The sequence below is a fragment of the Xanthomonas sp. CFBP 8443 genome (assembly GCF_025666195.1).
Taxonomy (GTDB): domain Bacteria; phylum Pseudomonadota; class Gammaproteobacteria; order Xanthomonadales; family Xanthomonadaceae; genus Xanthomonas_A.
In genome coordinates this window covers 3,410,087-3,431,076 of record NZ_CP102592.1, presented here as the reverse complement: position 1 = coordinate 3,431,076, position 20,990 = coordinate 3,410,087, and the positions used below count along the sequence as shown (strand labels likewise).

The window sequence follows — 20,990 nt, the reverse complement described above, 5'->3', positions numbered from 1 at the left end:
CGCCGACTGGCGGACAGCCATGCTGCGGTTGTCTACCGAACGGCGGCGGCAGGGTCGCACGCACGCTCCGGTCTGGGCGAAGGCGAGTGCGCTGTCGGCGTGGCCGGCCGCCGTCGAGCGCGATCCGGCGCAGGCCGGATCGCTGCAGCGCGTCTGCTGGCGCTGCTACTTGTCGCTCCGACCGCCGCAGCTAGGCGCTTGCCTGCGATGGCGTCTTCGCGCCCCACAGCGCATAGAACAGCACGTACAGCTCGCACACGGCGGTGAGCAGGAACGCGCGCTGCAGGCCGACATGGTCGGCCAGCCAACCCTGCACGACCACCAGCGCGCCGCCGGCGATGGCCATGATCAGCAGGCCGGAGCCTTCCTCGGTCAGCGGCCCCAGGCCCTTGATGCCGAGGGTGAAGATGGTCGGGAACATGATCGAATGGAACAGGCCCACCGCGATCAGCGACCACATCGCGACATGGCCGGTGGTGAACACGGTCAGCAGCATCACCACGAACGCGCCGACCGAGAACAGTGCCAGCACCGCCTCCGGGGCGATGCGGCGCATCAACGCGCTGCCGGCGAAGCGCCCCACCATCATCCCGCCCCACAACAGGAACAGGTAGTGCGAGGCCTGCTGGTGGGTGAGGTTGCCGATGTGCGGCTGCGACACGAAGTTGATGAACAGGTTGGACACGCCGATCTCGGCGATCAGGTAAATGAAGATGGCCGGGATGCCGAGCACCAGGTTGCGATGCCGCCACAGCGAGTGGCTGGCGCGCTGCTGGCCGGTGGCGCGCTGGGTGGCCTGGCCGAGCGCCGGCAGCTTGAAGCGGGCGATGACCACCGCCAGCAGCACCAGCACCACGGCGACGATGAGATAGGGCAGTTGCACCGATTGCGCGTCGGCCAGGCGTTCGGCCTGGGTCAGCACCGCATCGCCCTTGGCGGTGCCCGAGGTCGAGCGGCCCAGGATCAGGTAGCCGCCGAACAGCGGTGCCAGGGTGGTGCCGACCGAATTGAACGCCTGCACCAGGTTGAGTCGCGACGAGGCGGTGTCCGCGCTGCCGATCACCGCCACGTACGGATTGGCCGCGACCTGCAGCAAGGTGATGCCGCTGGCGATCACGAACAGCGAGCCGAGGGTGATGCCGTACGAAACCAGGCGCGCGGCCGCGATCATGCCCAGCGCGCCGAGCGCCATGATGCCCAGGCCGATCACCAGCGCGCGCTGGTAGCCGATCCGCTCGATCAGCTTGGCCGACGGCAGCGAGGCGAAGAAGTAGGCGATGAACCACACCGACTCGATCAGCGTGGCCTGGGTGTAGCTGAGTTCGAACACGCTGCGCAGGTGCGGCAGCAGGGTGTTGTTGATGACGGTGATGAAGCCCCACATGAAGAACAGCGAGGCCAGCAGCGACAGCGCGGCGCGGTACGACGGTGCGGTGCCGGCGAGCGGCGCGGAGTTCGGGAGCGGAGCCGCCGGCCCCATCGGTCCTGCCATCGTGGGTGTGTCCTCTCTGCGCTGTTGCGGGTCTGTCGTTGGGCATGCGCGGAGGCATCTGCCTGCGCTGCCGCGCCGCAGCCGTCTCGCGTGGTGCGGCGTTGTCGCGCAGGACCGTAGACGATGTCGCGGCGCCAGCGCAGGGGCGAGGATAGGCGCCGCCCTTCGCGCACGACCAATGATTTAAATCGCGGCGGTTATACGGTTATTGCAATGTTGCACTGCGGCGATGCGTTGTTCTGGCAAAGGCTGATGTGCCTCCGGCAACCCGTCGGCTATTGGATTTCCGCGCAGCGGGTCGTCGCGTTCGATGTCGCGGTCATGCGGTGGCGTGGCATGGGGCATGGCGCGCATTGCCGCTGCGCTGCGTGGGCGAAGAATGTGCGGCTCCAAGCGACGAGGACGGATGCTGGCGGACCGCGGGAGTTCGACGGCCGTGTCGCCGATGCCGAAGCAGGGCATGCCATTCATGCGCGGCCCTCCGGGCAACCGCGCCACTGTGCTTCAACGACGCGGAGGATTGATGAGAGGCGCTTATGGCCGCATGAATCCGATGCGGGCTAGTGCCGCCGGCGCAGCGCGCCTACAGTCGGTGCAGACGTCCATGCAAGGAGATTCCGATGAGCCTGTTCGCCACTGCCATGTCGCTGTCGATGATGGCCGCTGCGGTCCCGGACGAGGACGCCGGGCCGATCACCGTCACCCGTGCCGGCACGACCGCCTCGGCGGCCGGTCCGGCGGACTATTTCACCGGCGCGGTACGCATCGATGCGCCGTTCAAGGGCCAGGCGCCGGCACGCATCAGCGGCGCCACGGTCAGTTTCGAGCCGGGCGCGCGCACCGCCTGGCACACCCATCCGTTGGGCCAGACCCTGATCGTCACCGCCGGTGTCGGCCGCGTGCAGGAGTGGGGCAAGCCGGCGCAGGAGATCCGTCCCGGCGACATCGTGTGGATCCCGCCGGGCGTCAAGCATTGGCACGGCGCCAGCGCGCAGGTGGCGATGACCCACATCGCCATCGCCGAAGCGGTGGACGGCTCGCCGGTGACCTGGCTGGAGCCGGTGTCGGAGAGTCAGTACCGCGGGGAGTGAGGGGATACAGCTGTGCGGGAGAGGTGCGCGATTGCGATTGACCTGTAGATACCGTCTTCCCGTCTAACAGGCAATGGCCTTTTGAGGATCGAATGGCGTGTTTGATTTGAGGACGCCGTAGGCAAGATGCAGCAACTTGCGCATGGCGGCGCAGACGATTTGCTTGCCGGCTTTGCCGCGTTCGCGCAGGCGCTGCTTCAGCGCACGGACGACCGGATTGTGGGTCATGGCGACCAGGGCCGGCATGTACAGGCCCGCACGCAGGCGCGGGGAGCCGGTGCGGGAGATGCAGACCTGGCCCTGGCGCTTGCCGGACTCCTGCAGCCGGGGGTTGAGCCCGGCAAAGGCGGTCACCGCCGAGGCGTGGGCGAAGCGCTCCACATTGCCAAGCTCGGCCAGCATCAACGCCGCGCTGGTGTCGGCGATCCCATCGATGCTCACCAGCAGGTCGCGCTGCCCGCGCAAGGTCGGGTCCTGGTCGATATGGTCCTCAATGGCCCGTTCGATCTGCGCGATGCGTGCCTGCAGGTGGTCGATGCTCTCCAGGATCGAGTCGCGCACCACGCGCGCCGCGACGTCCAGGCGGTTGCGCTCCATCTGCAGCATCTGCAGCAGGTCGTCCCGGCGCCGCACCAGCGCCTTGAGCTGCTTGAGCGCCGGCGGGTCGGGTTGCCAGGGCCGCAGCTGCGCCGCATGGCGCTGGCCGTAGCTGGCGATCAGCTTGGCATCGCTGCGGTCGGTCTTGACCCGGGTCAGCTGGCTGCGTGCATACAGCGCCATCTGTGCTGGGTTGAGTACGCACACGCGGTAGCCCAACCCATGCACGAACTCGGCCAGCGCCTCGTGGTAGGTGCCGGTGGCTTCCATCACGATCCAGCTGTCCGCCTGCGCGTGCGTCTGCAGCCACGCGTGCAAGGCCTGGAAGCCCTTCGGATCGTTGGGAAGCTTGGCCTTGGTGCGGTATTTGCCATTGGCCAGGTCGATGGCCAGGTCGAAACTGCGCTTGGCGACGTCAATGCCGACGACTGGGGACATAAGGACTCCTCCATCGGATGGGTGATCACGATCATCGCTGCGCCCGGTCCTGCCTTGTGGATGCGAGTTCACGCCAGCGGCGGACTCTGGATACCGTGCGGACACCGCAGGGCCAGCAGATGGAGGGCGGGAGCCGATCTACAGCACAAGCTCGAAGCTTCAGGAGCGACTGGACTTCCCGCACCTCCTCCGATGATCAGTCGGAAGACATAACGCCTTCAGGGGCGCCATGTCCAGATACAAGGAGCGGCTTCAGCCGCGACAGGCATTACCGATAGAGCCTGTCGCGGCTGAAGCCGCTCCTACAAATGCGCCTATTGGCGAATACGCCACCCACCATTCCAGCTAAGTCCCATAACCGCCGAAGAACACCTGCAGCGCGCGCCGCGTCGCCTCGCGCAGGTACTCCGGCGACGGGTTCTTCAGCGCGCCGAACAGGCAGGGCATCAGCGTTTCCGCTTCCAGCAGCCCGGCCAGGTGGCGGGCGGCGGTGGTCGGGTCGGCGCGGCGCAGCCGGCCGTGCTCCATCTGTTCCTGCAGGTAGATGCCCAGGCGGCTCATGCCGTGGTCGGGGCCGCTCTCGAAGAACAGCAGGCCGATGTCGGAGCGTCCCGACACGCCGATGATGGTCTGCCACACCTGCACCGACTGTTCCGAACACAGGAAGCCCAGGGCGTCCTCGCCCAGGCGTTGCAGCGCGGTCGGCAGATCGTCCTCGGTCTGCATCAGCGCGGCCAGGATTGGATCCATGAAGCGCTCCGCGACGCTGTGCGCCACCGCCACGAAAAGCTCTTCCTTGGACGGGAAATAGCCGTACAGGGTGCGTTTGGAGCTGCCGGCGCGGCTGGCGATCTGGGTCATCGAGGCGCCCTCGAAGCCGGCTTCCAGGAACACGCCGGCCGCCGCTTCGACGATCGCTTCGCGTTTGGCTTCGGTCCTGACGCGCATCGCTCTGCCGTGGGGAAGGGCGCTTAAGTATACCGGGAGGGCAGAAATGATTGACGGCGCCGGATCGCGTGATTAGTATACCGAACCGTACCGTTTAGATTCTTTCGCCCGCCTGCGTTCCCACCCGGAGATTCCCTCGTGCGTCCTGTCCTGTCCTCTCGTCTCTCGCCGGCCCTGGCCGTGGCGGCCACCCTGCTGTTGAGCGCCTGCGGTTCGCCCCCGGGCGGCCCGCCGCCGGAGGAGGGCACGCCGCAGATGGGCGTCGTCACCGTCGCCACGCGCCCGGTCGCGCTGACCACCGAATTGCCGGGGCGCACGCTGCCGTACCTGATCGCCGATGTGCGGCCGCAGGTGAACGGCATCATCCAGGCGCGCAAGTTCCGCGAGGGCGGCGAGGTCAAGGCCGGCGAGACGCTGTACCAGATCGACCCGGCCAGCTATCGCGCCACCTACGACAGCTACGTGGCCGCGCTCGGCAGGGCGCAGGCCACGCTGCGCACCGCGCGGCTGAAGGCCGAGCGCTACCGCGAACTGGTGAAGGTGTCGGCGATCAGCCGGCAGGACAGCGACGATGCCGATGCCGCGCTCGGGCAGGCCGAGGCGGATGTCGCCGCGGCCAAGGCCAACGTGGAAAGCGCACGCATCAACCTGGCCTATGCGCGGGTGGATGCGCCGATTTCCGGGCGCATCGGCAAGTCCAGCGTCACCGCCGGCGCGCTGGTCACCGCCAGCCAGGCGACGGCGCTGGCCACGATCCAGCAACTGGATCCGATCTACGTCGACGTCACCCAGCCCAGCGCCTCGCTGCTGCGGCTCAGGCAGGCACTGGCCAGCGGCGAACTGGAGAAGGCCGACGCCACCGCGGCCAAGGTGTCGCTGCTGCTGGAGGACGGCAGTCCGTACCCGTTGCAGGGGCGGCTGGAGTTCTCCGACGTCACCGTCGACCAGAACACCGGCTCGATCACCTTGCGCGCGGTGTTCCCCAACCCGAACGCGGACCTGCTGCCGGGCATGTACGTGCGCGCGGTGCTGCAGGAGGGGATGAAGGACCAGGCGATCCTGGTGCCGCAGCAGGCGGTGTCGCGCAACGGCGCGGGCAAGCCGACCGCGTACGTGGTCGGCCGCGACCACACGCTGCAGCTGCGCGTGCTGGAGACCGACCGCGCGGTCGGCGACCAATGGCTGGTGCGCAGCGGGCTCAAGCCCGGCGAGCAGCTGGTGGTCGAGGGCCAGTCGCGGGCCCGGCCCGGGGCGACGGTCAAGACCGTGCCGTGGCAGGCGAAGGCCGCCCCCGCCGCGGCGCCTGCCGCTGCCGCCGCGCCCGCGCCGCGCGCGACCAACTGAGGCGCTAGACCGTCATGGCACGTTTCTTCATCGACCGCCCGATCTTCGCCTGGGTGCTGGCCATCATCGTGATGCTGGCCGGCATCCTCTCCGTCGTCACCCTGCCCATCGCGCAATACCCGAGCATCGCGCCGCCGGCCGTGGCGATCACCGCCAACTATCCCGGCGCCTCGGCCAAGACCCTCGAGGACACCGTCACCCAGGTCATCGAGCAGAAGATGAAGGGGCTGGACCACCTGAGCTACCTGGCCTCCACCAGCGAGTCCAGCGGCCAGGTCACCATCACCCTGACCTTCGACAACGGCACCGACCCGGACACCGCGCAGGTGCAGGTGCAGAACAAGCTGTCGCTGGCCACGCCGTTGCTGCCGCAAGAGGTGCAGCAGCAGGGCGTGACCGTGACCAAGTCGGCGACCAACTTCCTCAACGTGCTGGCCTTCACCTCCGAAGACGGCAGCATGAGCGACTCGGACCTGTCCGATTACGTGGCCGCCAACGTGCAGGAAGCGATCAGCCGCGTCGAGGGCGTCGGCGACACCACCCTGTTCGGTTCGCAGTATTCGATGCGGATCTGGCTGGACCCGAACAAACTGAGCAATTTCAGCCTGACCCCGCTGGACGTGAAGACCGCGGTCCAGGCGCAGAACGCGCAGGTCTCGGCCGGCCAGCTCGGCGCGCTGCCGGCCGCCGCCAACCAGCAGCTCAACGCCACCATCACCGCGCAGACGCGGCTGAAGACCGCCGCCGAGTTCGAGGACATCCTGCTGCGCACGCAGTCCGACGGCTCGCAGGTGCGCCTGCGCGACGTGGCCCGGATCGAGCTGGGCAGCGAGAGCTACAACACCGTCGGTCGCTACAACGGCAAGCCGGCCGCGGGCCTGGCGATCAAGCTCGCCACCGGCGCCAACGCGCTGGACACGGTCAAGGCGATCGACGCCAGCATGGCCGAACAGGAGAAGTTCTTCCCGCCCGGCATGAAGGTGCAGAAGCCCTACGACACCACGCCGTTCGTGCGCATCTCGATCGAAGAGGTGGTGCGCACGCTGATCGAGGCGGTGGTGCTGGTGTTCCTGGTGATGTACCTGTTCCTGCAGAACTTCCGCGCCACGCTGATCCCGACCATCGCCGTGCCGGTGGTGTTGCTGGGCACGTTCGGCGTGCTGGCCGTGTTCGGCTACACCATCAACACGCTGACCATGTTCGCGATGGTGCTGGCGATCGGCCTGCTGGTGGACGACGCCATCGTGGTGGTGGAGAACGTCGAGCGGGTGATGAACGAGGAGCAGTTGCCGCCCAAGGAAGCCACGCGCAAGTCGATGGGCCAGATCACCGGCGCGCTGGTCGGCGTGGCCCTGGTGCTGGCGGCGGTGTTCGTGCCGATGGCGTTCTTCGGCGGCTCCACCGGCGTCATCTACCGCCAGTTCTCGATCACCATCGTCGCGGCGATGACCCTGTCGGTGCTGGTGGCGATGGTGCTGACCCCGGCGCTGTGCGCGACCTTGCTCAAGCCGGCCAAGCAGCACGGCATGGCCACCACCGGCTTCTTCGGCTGGTTCAACCGCCTGTTCGACCGCGGCAACGGCCGCTACCAGGGCGTCGTGCGGCACATGCTGGGCAAGGGCTGGCGCTACATGATCGCCTACGCGGTGGTGCTGGCGCTGGTGGTGTTCGGCTTCATGAAGCTGCCGGTCGGGTTCCTGCCGGACGAGGACCAGGGCACGCTGTTCGTGCTGGTGCAGCTGCCGCCGGGCGCCACCGCATCGCGTACCGATGCGGTGATCCGCCAGGTCGAGCAGCATTTCCTGGTCGAGCAGAAGGACTCGGTCGCCGGCGTGTTCGCCGTGTCCGGTTTCAGTTTCGCCGGCAGCGGCCAGAACGTCGGCTTCGCCTTCATCAAGCTGCGGCCGTGGGACGAGCGCACCGGCAAGGGCCAGAGCGTGACCGACGTGGCGGGCAAGGCGGGCGCGTTCTTCGCCGGCATCCGCGACGCCAAGGTGTTCGCGTTCGCGCCGCCGGCGGTGTCCGAGCTGGGTAATGCGACTGGCTTCGACCTGATGCTGCAGGACCGCGCCAACCTCGGCCACGCCGCGCTGATGCAGGCGCGCAACCAGTTGCTGGCCGAGCTGTCGCAGGACAAGCGGCTGGTCGCGGTGCGCCCGAACGGGCAGGAGGACACGCCCGAGTTCAAGCTGGACATCGACCCGCACAAGGCCGAGACGCTGGGCCTGTCGATCGCCGACATCAACGGTACCTTCTCCAGCGCCTGGGGCAGCACCTACGTCAACGACTTCATCGACAAGGGCCGGGTCAAGAAGGTGATGCTGCAGGCCGATGCGCCGTACCGCATGCTGCCGGAGGACATCGACCGCTGGTACGTGCGCAACAGCGCCGGCACCATGGTCGCCTTCAGTTCCTTCGCCAAGGCCAGCTGGAGCATGGGCTCGCCGCGGCTGGAGCGCTACAACAGCGTGCCGTCGGTGGAGATCCTGGGCATGGCGCTGCCGGGCGCGGCGTCCAGCGGCGAAGCGATGGCCATCGTCGAGGCCGCGGCGGCGAAGCTGCCGCCGGGCATCGGCTACGAGTGGACCGGCCTGTCGCGGCAGGAGAAGGCGTCCAGCGGCCAGACCGGCATGCTGTACGCGCTGTCGATCCTGATCGTGTTCCTGTGCCTTGCGGCGCTGTACGAAAGCTGGGCGATCCCGTTCGCGGTGATCCTGGTGGTGCCGCTGGGCGTGTTCGGCGCGCTGCTCGGCGCGATCCTGACCTGGAAGATGAACGACGTGTACTTCCAGGTGGGGCTGCTGACCACCATCGGCCTGGCGTGCAAGAACGCGATCCTGATCGTGGAGTTCGCCCGCGAGCTGCACGAGAGCGGCACGAGCCTGCTGGAGTCGGCGCTGGAAGCGGCGCGCATGCGCCTGCGGCCGATCCTGATGACCTCGCTGGCGTTCATCCTCGGCGTGGTGCCGCTGGTGCTGGGCAGCGGCGCCGGTTCCGGCGCGCAGCACGCGCTGGGCACCGCGGTGATCGGCGGCATGCTGTCCGGCACGATCCTGGCGATCTTCTTCGTGCCGCTGTTCTTCGTGCTGGTGTGCGGCCTGTTCAAGCGCCGCGCCGGCACTCCCGACGACCCGTCCGCCGCGCGCGTCGCGGAAGGAGCCTGAGATGTCCCGTTTCCTGTTCGCCCCGCTGGCGCTGGCGGTGTCCGCCGCGCTCGCAGGGTGCAGCCTGATGCCGACGTACGAGCGCCCGGCGGCGCCGGTGCCGGCGGCCTTCGCCGACGCCGACGCCGACAGCGGCGCGCAGGCCGGTGCCGCGCAGACCGGCACGCTGCCGGTCGCCGACATCGGCTGGCGCGCGGTGTTCACCGATCCCAAGCTGCAGCAGGTGATCGAACTGGCGCTGGACAACAACCGCGACCTGCGCGTGGCCGCGCTCACCATCGACCAGGCCTGGGCGCAGTACCGGGTGCAGCGCGCCGACCTGGCGCCGGGCGTGGACCTGTCCGGCAGCGGCAGCGGTTCGCGCACGCCGGGCGATCTGTCGGCCACCGGGCGGCCGTCGGTCGCGCACAGCTACAGCGCCACGCTGGGCATCAGCGCCTACGAACTGGATCTGTTCGGCCGCGTGCGCAGCCTCAAGGAACAGGCGCTGCAGCAGTTCCTGTCCACCACCGAGGCGCAGCGCAGCACCCACATCAGCCTGATCGCGCAGGTCGCCACGGCGTATCTCACCCTGGCCGCCGATCAGGACCTGCTGCGGTTGGCGCAGGACACGCTGGCCAGCCAGAGCGAGAGCTTGCGGCTGCAGCAACGCAGTTTCGACCTCGGTGCGGCCTCGGCGCTGACCCTGCGGCAGGCGCAGACCACGGTGGAAAGCGCGCGGGTGGACGTGGAGCGCTACTCCGCGCAGGTGGCGCAGGACCGCAATGCGCTGCGCCTGCTGGCCGGTGCCGAGGTGCCGGCCGCACTGCTGCCCACCGCGCTGCCGGACAGCGCCAGCGCCGACGCCAACGTGTTGGCCGGCATTCCGGCGGGGCTGCCGTCGGAACTGCTGCAACGCCGTCCGGACATCCTGCAAGCCGAGCGCACCCTGCAGGCGGCCAACGCCAACATCGGCGCCGCGCGCGCCGCGTTCTATCCGAGCATCAGCCTGACCGCCTCGGCCGGCAGCGCCAGCGCCGGCCTGTCCGGGCTGTTCAAGGGCGGCTCGGGCAGCTGGAGCTTCGCACCGAGCATCTCGTTGCCGATCTTCGACGGCGGCCGCAACCGCGCCAATCTCGACATCGCCAAGGCGCAGCGCGACATCGACGTGGCCAACTACGAAAAGGCGATCCAGACCGCGTTCCGCGAAGTGTCCGATGCGCTCGCCGCGCGCGACACGCTGGGCCGCCAGCTGCAGGCGCAACAGGCGCTGGTGGACGCGTCCGCCGACAGCTACCGGCTGTCGCAGGCGCGCTTCGAGCGCGGCGTGGACAGCTACCTCGGCGCGCTGGACGCGCAGCGCACGCTGTACGCCGCCGAACAGGCGCTGATCGATACGCGGTTGTCGCGCTTCACCAACCTGGTGACCTTCTACAAGGCGCTGGGTGGCGGCTGGGTGGAGATGGCCGCGGCCACGCAGGCCACGGCAGCGGTGGATCGCTAGCGATGCCGCGGCACCGCGCCGCGCCGGTGCCGCGGCGGCGCGCACCCGCGGCCACGCGCGAGAAGCGCGCCGCGATCCTGCGCGCCGCCCGGCAGCTGTTTTCCCGCGACGGCTTCGACCACACCAACATGGACGCCATCGCCGCATGCGCGGACGTGTCCAAGGCCACGATCTACGCGCATTTCGCCAACAAGGACGCGTTGTTCCGCGCGACCGTGGACGCGATGGTGGGCGAGATGCCGGATCGCTGGGAGGCGCTGCTCGCCAGCGCCGGACCGCTGCAGCCGCGGCTGGCGGCGGTGGCGCACGCGCTGATGGAGATGGCGACCGGACCGCTGCCGAAGGCCATCCATCGCATGCTGGCGTTGTCCACGCAGTTCGCGTTGCCGCATGCCGATACGCACTGGGACCTGTGCTTCGAACGCTACGATCGCGCCATGCAGCGGTTCCTGCGCGCCGAGACCGGGCACGGCACGTTGGCGATCGCCGACGTGGCGCATGCGTCCGCGCAGTTCTTCGGGCTGGTCGCCGGCGCACCGGCGCTGCGCGTGCTGCTGACCGGCGCGGCGGTCGCGCCGGAACGGTCGGCGGCGGCGTGCGTGGACAGCGCCGTCGCGTTGTTCGTCCAGGGCTACCGGCCCGATCCGATGTCCGCTGCCGCGTCGCCGGTGCCGGCGACGCCTAGGCGGGCTGCGCGGCGCGCAGCGGGCGCTGCTCGCGGATCGGCAGATTGACCAGCGCTGCGGCCACCGCCAGCGCCATGTCGGCGTACCACATCCACTGGTAGTCGCCGAAGCGCTCCAGCGCCACACCGCCGAGCCAGGCGCCGAAGAACCCGCCGATCTGGTGCGAGAGCAGGGTCAGGCCGAACAGGGTGCCAAGGTAACGCGGCCCGAACAGCTTGCCGATCAGCCCGGCGGTGGGCGGGACGGTGGCCAACCAGGTGAAGCCGAGCGCGGCGGCGAACAGGTAGAAGGTCAGCGGCGTCGGCGGCGCGAGCAGGTACAGGGCGATCAGCACGGCGCGGCTGGCGTACATCGCCAGCAGCAGCCATTTCATGCGCACGCGCTCGCCGAGCTTGCCGGCGACCAGGCTGCCGGCGACGTTGAACAGGCCGATCAGCGCGATGGCGATCGCCGAGACGCTGGGCGCCAGCCCGCACAGCGCGATCTCGCCAGGCAGGTGGGTGACCAGGAACGCGATGTGCACGCCGCAGGTGAAGAAACCCAGGTGCAGGCACCAGTAGCTGCGGTCGCGCAGCGCGATGCGCAACTGCGCGCGCAACCCGCCGTCCGGCGCGGCCGCCGTCGCGGTCGCTACCTGCGCCTGGCCCTTGCGGCGCAGCGGCCAGGCCAGCGGCAGGGTCAGCAGCGACAGCGCGGCCATGCCGGTCATGGCCATCGCCCAGCCGGCGGCGCCGATCATCCATTGCACCAGCGGCGCGAACAGGAACTGACCCAGCGACCCGCCGGCGTTGATCAGCCCGGCGGCGAACGAGCGCTGCTGCGGCGCGAGCCGATGCGCGGTGGCGCCGATCAGCACCGAGAAGCTGCCGGCGCCGGCGCCCGCTGCGGCGAGCAGGCCGAGGCTGACGATCAGGCCCCATTCGGTCGGCATCAGCGGCGCCAGGCCCAGGCCCAGCGCCAGCAGTATGCCGCCCAGCCACAGTACCGGCAGCGGGCCGCGCTGGTCGGCGATGGCGCCGAACACCGGCTGCACCGCGCCCCACACGAACTGGCCAACCGCCAGCGCGAAGCTGATCGCGGCGATGCCGACGCCGCTGCTGCGATGGATCGGATCGACGAACAGACCGGTGGTCTGGCGCGCGCCCATGGTCAGCATCAGCGTTGCCGAGGCGATGAGCAGCAGGCCCCAGTGGCGGCTGGCCTGCGCGTGCGGCGCCGCGTCGCTCATGCGGCGGCGTCCTCGCGATCGGTGCCCAACGCGCGTTCCAGCTGCCGCAGCTGGCGGTGCAGGGCGTCGATGGCGGTGGTGCCGGTCAGGGCGTCGATCCGCGCCTGTGCGCGCTCCCAGTGCGGCAGCGCGCGTTTGAGCAGGCGCCGGCCGGCGGCGCTGACCACCACCAGCTTCTGCCGCGCATCGTCGCCGCGGCGTTGCTCGATCCAGCCGGCCGCCTGCATCGGCTTGAGATTGCGCGACAGCGTGCTGCGGTCCATGCCCAGGCGTTCGGCCAACGCGCCGAGCTGCTGTACGGTGCCGGCGCGGCGCAGGATCGAATACTCGTTCAGGCTCAGCCCCACCGCGCTCAGTTCGCGGTCGTAGACCTGCGAGGTACGGCGCGCGGCGCGGCGCAACAGGAAACAGGTGCAGCGGCAGGGGAGGGCGTCGTCCATGGTTCGGCAAACTACGTGCATATGCATGTACTTGGCAAGCGCAAGGTCGGCAGGGACGGCGGCATGTCGCCGTCGTTCGCGCGTAGCACGGGCCGAGCCGGGCAGAGTGCGTGCAGTTGCAGCGGTGGCAGCGCATCCTGCGCGGCGCAACGACGCATGCATGCGCACGCGCGATCGCGTGGTGCCCGACGTTGCTATGCTCTGCGGCGCCTTGCGCCTGCCGGAGTGCCGCACCGATGCCGAAGACCCCCGCCGCCTCTGTCCCCATCGCCGCCGCGCGGGCGCGCGCGCTGTGGCTGGACGCGCAACGGCTGACCACGCCCGCGCCGTTCGGCGCCGGCGCCGAAGCGGTGCGGCGCGCAACCGCGCACCTGGGCTACGTGCAGATCGACACCATCCACGTGATCGAGCGCAGCCACCACCACGTGCTGTACAGCCGCATCCCCGACTACCGCAAGCAGGACCTGGAACAGGCGCAGTCGCACGACAAGTCGGTGTTCGAATACTGGACGCATGCGCTGGCCTACGTGCCGATCGCCGACTACCGCATGTACGTGGCGCAGATGGCGCGCTACCGCGCCGAGACGGACGCGGCCGGCAGGATCGATCCGGCCGACTACGCCAAGCTGCTGCGGCGCATCCGCAACGACGGGCCGTTGTCGATCCGCGACATCGACGACGACGTGCTGGTCGAGAAGACCCATCCGTGGGGCAGCCGCAAGCCGTCGCGGGCGGCGTTGCGCTACGGCTTCTTCAGCGGCGACCTGGTGGTCAGCCAGCGCAGCGGCATGCTCAAGACCTACGAGCTGGCCGCGCGCCATTTCGGCTGGACCCGGCGCCCGCGCCCGGCGAGCGACGTGCAGTACGCGCGCTACCTGCTGCAGCGCGCGCTGCGCGCGCAGGGCCTGGTCGGCGTGGACGCGATCTGCTACGGCAACGCCGGCGCCAAGCCCGCGGTGCGCGCGCTGATCGCCGCCGCGGTCGCCGCCGGGCGGCTGCTCCCGGTGCACCTGCAGGGCCAGGAGCAGGCGGCGTTGTGGGCCGAGCCGGCGCTGCTCGAGCACGCGCCGCCTGTGCCGGACGAGACCGTCGCGCATCTGCTGTCGCCATTCGATCCGCTGGTGATCCAGCGCAAGCGGCTGCAGCAGTTCTTCGGCTACGAACATCGCTTCGAGGCCTACGTGCCGGCGGCGCAGCGGGTGCTCGGCTATTTCGCGCTGCCGGTGCTGGTCGGCGACCGCATCGTCGCCGCGCTCGACCTGAAGATGGACCGCCAGGCGGGCAGGCTGCTGATCCAGAAATGGACCTGGCTGGTGCCGCAGCGACCCGCGCTGAAGCGTGCGATCGAGGCGGCGCTGCAGCGGTTCGAACGCTTCCATCTGCAATAGCCAAGCGCACGCTTGTCGCGTCCGTGTGCAGCTGGGTTGTGCGAACTTGGCCAAGCCGCCCGCGCGATGCATGGCCACTGCGGACACGCCCTATACTCGCCGCCTCGTGCCAGAGCAGAGCAGCGGGAGCGCTCGAATGCAACTGATCCTCGAAGACTCCGGGCAGGCCCTCACCATGCAGGAGCTGGACGAATTCCAGCAGCAATTCGATGCGCAACTGCCGGCCGGCTTCAGGCAGTTCTATCTGCAGCACAATGGCGGGGACCTGTCCGACGACCATGGCGACAACGATCTTCTGCTGGGCGGTTTCACGCCGATCAAGTACGGCATGGCTCCCATCGAGACCGTCTACCGCGACCTGACCGACAGCGTTCCCTTCCTGCAGGGAATGATTCCCTTCGCCTACGATCGGTTCGGCCATTCCTTCCTGCTGTCGCTCAACAAGGACGACTACGGAACCATCTACCTCTACCTGATGGACGAGGAGGAACTGGCCCTGGTAAGCGATTGCTTTGACGACTTCATGGCCGAACTCACCGGCTGAGCGGCCGCGACCTAGTTTTCGCAGGCCGCCGCTTCGTTCCCGCCCGCGTTGTCGCCGGCGCCCACCGCGTCCATCACCGCCCGCGCCAGCCCGGCACGCGAGTACGGCTTGGACAGGCGCGGGATCTGCGGGTGCGCGCCCGGCGCCAGGTCGGTGTAGCCGGAGAGCAGCAGGATCGGCAGCGCCGGCTGCGCCTGGCGGATCGCCACCGCCAGCTGCATGCCGGTCATGTCCGGCATCGCGTAGTCGGTGACCACCAGGTCGAAGCGCTGCTGCGCGAGCATGGCCAGCGCCTCGGGACCGGAGCCGGCCGCGGCGACGTTGTGGCCGAGTTCGCCAAGCATCTGCGCGGTGTTGGCGAGCACCAGCCGGTCGTCGTCCACCGCCAGGATCTTCAGCGCGCCGGCCGCCACCGCCGGCAGCGCCGGCGTGCGCGCCGCGGGCGCGGCGGCGGCATCCGCGTCCGTGGCCGGCAGCCAGATTTCCGCGGTGGTGCCCAGGCCTGGCGTGCTGTGGATCAGCAACGCGCCGCCGCACTGCTGGGCCAGCCCATGCACCATCGACAGGCCCAGGCCGGTGCCCTTGCCGACGCCCTTGGTGGTGAAGAACGGCTCGGCGGCGCGTTTGAGCGTGGCCTCGTCCATGCCGGTGCCGGTGTCGGTGACCGCCAGGCATACGTAGCGGCCGGGCCGCAGCCCATCGGCCGGGTGCCGGCGCCGCGCCGCGCGGGCGGCGATCAGGATGCGGCCCTGGCCGTCCATCGCGTCGCGCGCGTTGACCGCCAGGTTCAGCAGCGCCGTTTCGAGCTGGTTGGCATCGGTCTCCACCGCTGGCAACCGTGTCGGCAGTTCCAACTGCAGCGCGATGGTCGCGCCCAACGAACGTTCCAGCAGGTCGGTCATGCCCTCGACCAGCGCCTTCACGTCGAGCCGCTCGGTGCGCAGGTCCTGCTTGCGCGCGAAGGCCAGCATGCGCGCGGTCAGCGCGGCGCCGCGCTCGGCGCCGGCGGTGGCGTTGTCCAGCAGCCGCCGCAGCAGCGGGTCGTCCGGCACGCGCCCGCGCAGCAGTTCCAGGTTGCCCAGGATCACCGTCAGCAGGTTGTTGAAGTCGTGCGCGATGCCGCCGGTGAGGTTGCCGATCTCCTCCATCTTCTGCGCTTGCCGCAGCGCCTTCTCGGCCATGATCCGCGCGGTCATCTCCACCGCCTCGAACACCATCCCCATCGCCATGCCGGCCGCATCCAGCACCGGCCGCAGCGACAGGTCGAAGGCGCGCACGCCGGTCGGCAGGTTCAAGGTCATGCTCATGTGCTCGGTGCCGCCGGCGGCGACGCGGCGCACCGCGGCCTCGACCAGTTCCGGCGCACCGTCCGTCTTCGCGAACCACGGCGTGGTCCACAGCGGCCAGTCGCGGATGTCGTCCAGGCGCGCGCCGATGCCCTGCAGCGCAGTGGCGTTGGTGTAGCGCAGGCGCCCGTCCAGGTCCAGCAGGCCCTGGAACAGGTGCGAGGTCTCCAGCACGGTGCGGATGTTGGATTGGCTCTGCGCCAGCTCGGCGGTGCGCTCGGCCACCTTGCGCTCCAGTTCGCGCAGGAAGCGCTGTTCGTCCAGCCGGCGCTGCGCCTCCGAGCGCACGCGCTCGATGTGCGCCCAGGAACGCTCGGTCACTTCGGTCAGCAGCGACAGCTCCTCCTGCGTCCAGCGGTGCGGCGCGCTGTCGTGGATGGCCATCAGCGCGGTCAGCCGTCCTTCCTTGACCAGCGGCATGCAGATGGTCGCGGCCAGGCCGATGTCCAGGAACGTGACCGCTTCGTGCGGCGGCAGCTGCGCGCGGTTGTCGTCCAGCACCAGCGGCAGGCCGGCGCGCAGGTTGCGCACCGCCAGCTGGCCGAACGCGGCCAGGCTGTAGTGGCCGGTGATGCTCTGCGCGCCGGGCGCGCTCCAGTCGCCGCGGATGGTGAAGCCGTCCTGGTCCGGATCCATGTCCGCATAGGCGCACACCGACACGCGCAGGTACTCGCCGAGCAGGCGCGTGGTGGTGGCGAGGATGGCGCCGGCATCGGTGCTGGCGGCGGTGGCCTTGGCCAGCGCGTCGAGAAACCGCAGGCGCCGCTCGTTGGCGCGCAGCGCGTCGGCGCTCCGGCGCTGCTCGGTGACGTCGTGGCCTTCGATGAAGATGCCGGTGACCTCGCCGGACGGACCGGTCACCGGCTGGCAGACGAAGTCGAGGATGCGTTCGTGCGCCTGGCCGTCGTGCTGCAGCTGGAACGTCGCCGAATTGGCGACGAAGGCCGTGCCCGTGCGGTAGGCGTTGTCCAGGATGTCGAGGAAGTCCGGCCGCGCCATGTCCGGCAGTGCGGCGCGGATCGGCAGGCCGAGCAGCTCGCCGCCGCCCATCAGGCGTACGAACGCCGGGTTGGCCAGTTCGACCACGTGGTCGCGTCCGGTCAGCATCACCATCAACCCCGGTGCCTGGTCGAACAGGCGGGTCAGGCGCGTGCGCTCGGCCTGGATATGGGCCTGCGCGCGCACCCGCTCGGTGGTGTCGACGACGAAGGCGATGATCCCGGCGGGGGCGCCGTCGTCGTCCAGCACCGGCGAATAGTCCAGGTCCATCCACACCTGCTCGGGGCGGCCGTGGCGGTGCAGGGTCAGTTCCTGGTCCTTGTACGACAGCGTCTGCCCGGCCAGGCCCACCTTCATCACGTGGTCGTTGAACTCGGCCACTTCCGCCCAGCCCTGGCGCACCTCCGAGCCGAGCAGCTGCGGATGCCGCGCGCCGGCGAAGACCGCGTAGGCGTCGTTGTAGATCATGATGCCCTCGGGCCCCCACAGCAGCACGATCGGCAGCGGCGAGCGCAGCAGCATCGCGGTTACCGTGCGCAGGCTCTGCGGCCATGCCGACAACGGCCCCAGCGGCGTACGCGACCAGTCGAAACGGCCGATCAGCGCGCCGGTCCCGCCGCCGCCGTGCAGGAACGGGTGCGCGTGGGCCTCGGCGGCGGGAGTCGCGTGGTCAGGGCTCATGAGGGGGAATTGCCGGCGTCGTGCGGGTAAGCGGCGGTACTTTACCGGAGCGTTCTGCGCCGGCCATGACATGGAGTTCATGCGCGCAGGCGGGCCGATCCGGGACCGGCAGGCATCTGGCATGCACGACGGCGCGGGGCATCGGCGAAGGGTGCGCGGCCGGCGTGGCGAGCGCGGCGCATGCCTCGCGCGGATCGTGCGCGACACAAAGCCGCGGCCGTGCGCCGCCGCGGGGCGATGGCGGCGAACACATTGCCCGCGTCCACCGGCGAACGGATCGGGCCTTCACAAGCGCCTGCTTAGTCTGTGATTCCCACCTTCAGCGACAGCCGCATGTCCGCCGCCAGACACTGTCTCCACGCCGCCATCGTCGCCTGCCGACAGCGCGCACCCGCCGTGCTGGTGGTAGTGATGGCCAGCGAAGGCTCCACCTATGCGCATGCCGGGGCGATCGCGCTGTTCGGCGCCGACGGCGCGCAGCAGGGCTGGCTCAGCGGCGGCTGCCTGGAGCCGGAGATCGCGCGCTGCGCGGCGCGCGCGGCGGCGGCCGGCGCACTGGCGTGGATGGAGATCGACACGCGCGACGACGACGACCTGCTGTCCGGCTCGGCGGTGGGCTGCCGCGGCCGCCTGCGCCTGGCCTTGTTGCCATTGGCCGCATTGCCCGGCATCGAGCGCCTGGCGCAGGCCTGGCTGCAGCGGCGCGGCGGCTTGACCCTGGCGCTGGATGGCGACGGTGGCGTGGTTGCGGCGGTGGCCGGGCAGATGCTGCAGTGGTGGGTGCCGTGCCAGGCCTGGAATGGCGCGGCGGCCTGCGGCGGGCAGGTACAGGTGCCGCCGCCGCCGCGGGTCAGCGTGTTCGGCGCGGGTCCGGAAACCGCGGTGCTGTTGCCGCTGCTGCGGCAACTGGGCTGGATGACCACGCTGGTCGAGCAGCGGCCGCGCTGGATGGCGCAGGCCGTGCTGGCCGACCTGGCGTTGGCCTGCACGCCGACCCGCGCGCTGGCCGACTGCGCCGACAGCGATGCGGCGCTGGTGATGCACCACCATTTCGAACTGGACCGCGAAGCGCTGGACGCGCTGGCGGGCAGCACGATCCCGTTCCTGGGCCTGCTGGGGCCGCCGCGCCGGCGCGAGGATCTGTTCCGCCTGCTGCGCCCGCAACAGCACGCGCAACTGCTGCCGCGGCTGCATGCGCCGGTTGGGCTGCGGCTGGGCGGCAGCGGCGCGGAGGCGATCGCGCTGAGCATCGCCGCGCAGCTGCAGGCCACCCGCACCGCGCCGCCACGGCCGGACGCGGTGGCGGAGGCGGGCGGCAGGCCGCGGCGCTCGCACCGCGATGCAGTGGCGCCGCCGGTGCCCTTGGATGCCGAGGAGGAAGCGCGATGAGCCAGGCGCATGCGGCGTTGATCCTGGCCGCCGGCGCCAGCCGCCGCCTTGGCCACGCCAAGCAGGCGCTGACCCGCGACGGCGAGCCGCTGCTGCGCCGCGCCGCGCGCCTGGCGCTGGCCACGGCGCCGGCGCGTTGCGTGGTGGTGCTGGGCGCGCAGGCCGAGGCGCTGCGCCCGGCGCTGGACGGGTTGCCGGTGGAAGTGGTGCGCAATCCGGACTGGTCCAGCGGCATGGGCGGCAGCCTGGAGTGCCTGCGCGCGGTCGTCCACGACGACGCCTCCATCACCCATAGCCTGGTGCTCGGCTGCGACCAGCCGGCGCTGGATCTGCCGCACCTGCACGACCTGCTGGCCGCGGCCATGCGCGCCGCCTCCGGCTGCGCGATCAGCGCCTACGCCGGCGTGCGCGGCATGCCGGCGGTGGTGGCGCAGGACTGTTGGCGCGGGCTGCGCTTGTCCGGCGACCGCGGCCTGCGCGCGCTGTTCGAGGCGATGGCGCCGGACAGCCTCGGCTGCATCGTCGCGCCGGCGCTGGCGCTGGACCTGGACACCCAGCAGGACGTGCTGGCCGCGGTGGAGCGCGGCTGGCTGGATCCGTAGCGGCCAAGGAAGCTGGGGCGCTGGTTACGGACGAGCGAATCCCTTGTAGGAGTCAACTGTCATGCAGAAGCGATCTCCGGAGGAGCGTAAGGCGCCTGGTCTCGGGCAATGGCATTGAGCCATCGCAGGTACTTGTGCATGCACGCGACAATGGCGACCTTGGCGGGTTTGCCTGCGGCGGTCAGGCGGGCGTAGGTGTGTGACAGCGGGGAGCCGGTGCGGATGGAGGCCCACGTGGCCATGTACAGCACTCGTCGCACGTCGGCGCGTCCGCCCTGGATGCGGCGTTGGCCGCGCCAGCGGCCGCTATCGCGATTGAACGGCGCCAGCCCGACCAAGGCGATGATCTTGCGCGGATGCACGGTGCCCAGCTCGGGGAGCCGGGCTGCCAGGGTGGCGCGCAGGATCGGGCCAAGCCCAGGCAATTTGGGCAGGCTGGAGCAGGCAGCCCCCGCCTGTGCGATCTGCCGGGACACGTTACAGATGCGCTGCTGCAGCAGCGCGATCACCTCGAGCCATTGGTCGCGCACCGCCTTGCAGGTCACGTGCTCCATGCAGCGGCGCTGCGCATCGCGCTGGGCGACCAGGGTGCTGCGCAGGTGGAGCAGTTCGCGCAGCGCCTGCAGCGGCGCAGGGAGCACCGCGGTGGGCTGAGCGTGGATGCACTGGGCCGCCACAGCCAGCAACCGCGCATCCAGAGCATCGGTCTTGGCCTTGAGTCCCAACGCGTGCGCCAGCGCACGAGGACGCTGGGCAGGCAGCCGGACCGCGGGCAGACCAGCCTGCGTCAGCACCTGCACTATCGCCCGTTCGTAGCCACCGCTGGCCTCCAGCACGATCCGCTCGCATCCCAGCAAGGCCAGGCGTTCGGCCAGGCCGGCGTGCCCCTCGGGCGTATTGGCCTGAGTCCAGGTCAGCCCATCCGGCAAGACGTGAACGACCAGCTCGGCCTTGGAGACATCGATCCCGACAAAGCGCTGCATAGACATAGGCGTTCTCCGCAGTAAACTCAGGGACGAGAGATCTCCTGCCGATGCCCATGCTTGTAGGTTCGAGCTCGCGGCTCAGGCAACTGTTCGGGCTTGCTGGCAGGAGAAACGGAGTGCGGCGGCCCTGACTCCTACTCGTGC

The 20,990-nt window shown here is 70.1% G+C and carries 17 protein-coding genes; 9 read left to right on the top strand and 8 right to left on the bottom strand.

The features are described 5' to 3' along the window. Positions 1 to 190: 190 nt before the first annotated feature. Together NUG20_RS14350 and NUG20_RS14345 are read right to left on the bottom strand one after the other, a co-directional pair. Positions 191 to 1,492, bottom strand: coding sequence for a sugar MFS transporter (locus NUG20_RS14350; RefSeq protein ID WP_263395131.1), 1,302 nt, complete (start codon positions 1,490 to 1,492; stop codon positions 191 to 193). 183 nt (positions 1,493 to 1,675) lie between these two features. Next, a complete protein-coding gene (locus NUG20_RS14345) occupies positions 1,676 to 1,963 on the bottom strand; it encodes a hypothetical protein (RefSeq protein WP_263395130.1) in 288 nt (95 codons plus the stop codon). Positions 1,964 to 2,112: 149 nt separating this feature from the next. On the opposite strand from NUG20_RS14345, the gene NUG20_RS14340 reads away from it, so the two are divergent. Beyond that, positions 2,113 to 2,583, top strand: coding sequence for a (R)-mandelonitrile lyase (locus NUG20_RS14340; protein ID WP_263395129.1), 471 nt, complete (start codon positions 2,113 to 2,115; stop codon positions 2,581 to 2,583). A gap of 63 nt (positions 2,584 to 2,646) precedes the next feature. On the opposite strand, the gene NUG20_RS14335 is transcribed toward NUG20_RS14340, so the two are convergent. Next, complete coding sequence (locus NUG20_RS14335; protein WP_263395128.1) at positions 2,647 to 3,618, bottom strand: IS110 family transposase; 972 nt, start codon at positions 3,616 to 3,618, stop codon at positions 2,647 to 2,649. Positions 3,619 to 3,963: 345 nt separating this feature from the next. Further along, the gene (locus NUG20_RS14330; RefSeq protein WP_263395127.1) at positions 3,964 to 4,566 is read right to left on the bottom strand and encodes a TetR/AcrR family transcriptional regulator; all 603 of its coding nucleotides are present in this window, start codon (positions 4,564 to 4,566) and stop codon (positions 3,964 to 3,966) included. A gap of 138 nt (positions 4,567 to 4,704) precedes the next feature. On the opposite strand from NUG20_RS14330, the gene NUG20_RS14325 reads away from it, so the two are divergent. From NUG20_RS14325 to NUG20_RS14310, 4 genes are read left to right on the top strand one after another with little or no spacing between them, the layout of a single operon-like run. Continuing rightward, positions 4,705 to 5,910 (top strand): efflux RND transporter periplasmic adaptor subunit, encoded by a 1,206-nt coding sequence (locus tag NUG20_RS14325; RefSeq protein ID WP_263395126.1) that lies wholly within the window; start codon positions 4,705 to 4,707, stop codon positions 5,908 to 5,910. A 14-nt stretch (positions 5,911 to 5,924) separates the two neighbouring features. Further along, positions 5,925 to 9,074 carry an efflux RND transporter permease subunit gene (locus NUG20_RS14320; protein ID WP_263395125.1) on the top strand — a complete coding sequence of 1,050 codons (3,150 nt, stop codon included), beginning with the start codon at positions 5,925 to 5,927 and terminating at the stop codon, positions 9,072 to 9,074. 1 nt (position 9,075) lies between these two features. Further along, positions 9,076 to 10,557 (top strand): AdeC/AdeK/OprM family multidrug efflux complex outer membrane factor, encoded by a 1,482-nt coding sequence (gene adeC, locus NUG20_RS14315; RefSeq protein WP_263395124.1) that lies wholly within the window; start codon positions 9,076 to 9,078, stop codon positions 10,555 to 10,557. A 2-nt stretch (positions 10,558 to 10,559) separates the two neighbouring features. Next, positions 10,560 to 11,291: a TetR/AcrR family transcriptional regulator gene (locus tag NUG20_RS14310; protein ID WP_263395123.1), complete on the top strand. Its 732-nt coding sequence runs from the start codon at positions 10,560 to 10,562 to the stop codon at positions 11,289 to 11,291. Here NUG20_RS14310 and NUG20_RS14305 read toward each other — a convergent pair. Next, complete coding sequence (locus NUG20_RS14305; protein WP_263395122.1) at positions 11,239 to 12,471, bottom strand: MFS transporter; 1,233 nt, start codon at positions 12,469 to 12,471, stop codon at positions 11,239 to 11,241. The two genes, NUG20_RS14310 and NUG20_RS14305, sit on opposite strands and share 53 nt — an antisense overlap. Further along, complete coding sequence (locus NUG20_RS14300; RefSeq protein WP_263395121.1) at positions 12,468 to 12,911, bottom strand: MarR family winged helix-turn-helix transcriptional regulator; 444 nt, start codon at positions 12,909 to 12,911, stop codon at positions 12,468 to 12,470. The genes NUG20_RS14305 and NUG20_RS14300 overlap by 4 nt, the downstream gene beginning before the upstream one ends. A 236-nt stretch (positions 12,912 to 13,147) precedes the next feature. On the opposite strand from NUG20_RS14300, the gene NUG20_RS14295 reads away from it, so the two are divergent. After that, positions 13,148 to 14,299 carry a winged helix-turn-helix domain-containing protein gene (locus tag NUG20_RS14295; protein WP_263395120.1) on the top strand — a complete coding sequence of 384 codons (1,152 nt, stop codon included), beginning with the start codon at positions 13,148 to 13,150 and terminating at the stop codon, positions 14,297 to 14,299. Positions 14,300 to 14,435: 136 nt separating this feature from the next. Then, positions 14,436 to 14,843 carry an SMI1/KNR4 family protein gene (locus NUG20_RS14290; protein ID WP_263395119.1) on the top strand — a complete coding sequence of 136 codons (408 nt, stop codon included), beginning with the start codon at positions 14,436 to 14,438 and terminating at the stop codon, positions 14,841 to 14,843. Between the two features lie 11 nt (positions 14,844 to 14,854). Here the strand turns inward: NUG20_RS14290 and NUG20_RS14285 are convergent, their stop codons facing one another. Beyond that, the gene (locus NUG20_RS14285; protein ID WP_263395118.1) at positions 14,855 to 17,869 is read right to left on the bottom strand and encodes a PAS domain-containing protein; all 3,015 of its coding nucleotides are present in this window, start codon (positions 17,867 to 17,869) and stop codon (positions 14,855 to 14,857) included. Between the two features lie 333 nt (positions 17,870 to 18,202). Between NUG20_RS14285 and NUG20_RS14280 the strand changes: the two genes are divergently transcribed. Both NUG20_RS14280 and NUG20_RS14275 read left to right on the top strand, forming a co-directional pair. Further along, positions 18,203 to 19,258: an XdhC family protein gene (locus NUG20_RS14280; protein ID WP_263395117.1), complete on the top strand. Its 1,056-nt coding sequence runs from the start codon at positions 18,203 to 18,205 to the stop codon at positions 19,256 to 19,258. Beyond that, entirely contained in the window at positions 19,255 to 19,860 is a 606-nt protein-coding gene (locus tag NUG20_RS14275) for a nucleotidyltransferase family protein (RefSeq protein WP_263395116.1), read from the top strand. The genes NUG20_RS14280 and NUG20_RS14275 overlap by 4 nt, the downstream gene beginning before the upstream one ends. Positions 19,861 to 19,919: 59 nt before the next feature. On the opposite strand, the gene NUG20_RS14270 is transcribed toward NUG20_RS14275, so the two are convergent. Further along, entirely contained in the window at positions 19,920 to 20,843 is a 924-nt protein-coding gene (locus tag NUG20_RS14270; RefSeq protein WP_263395115.1) for an IS110 family transposase, read from the bottom strand. Positions 20,844 to 20,990 lie beyond the last annotated feature (147 nt).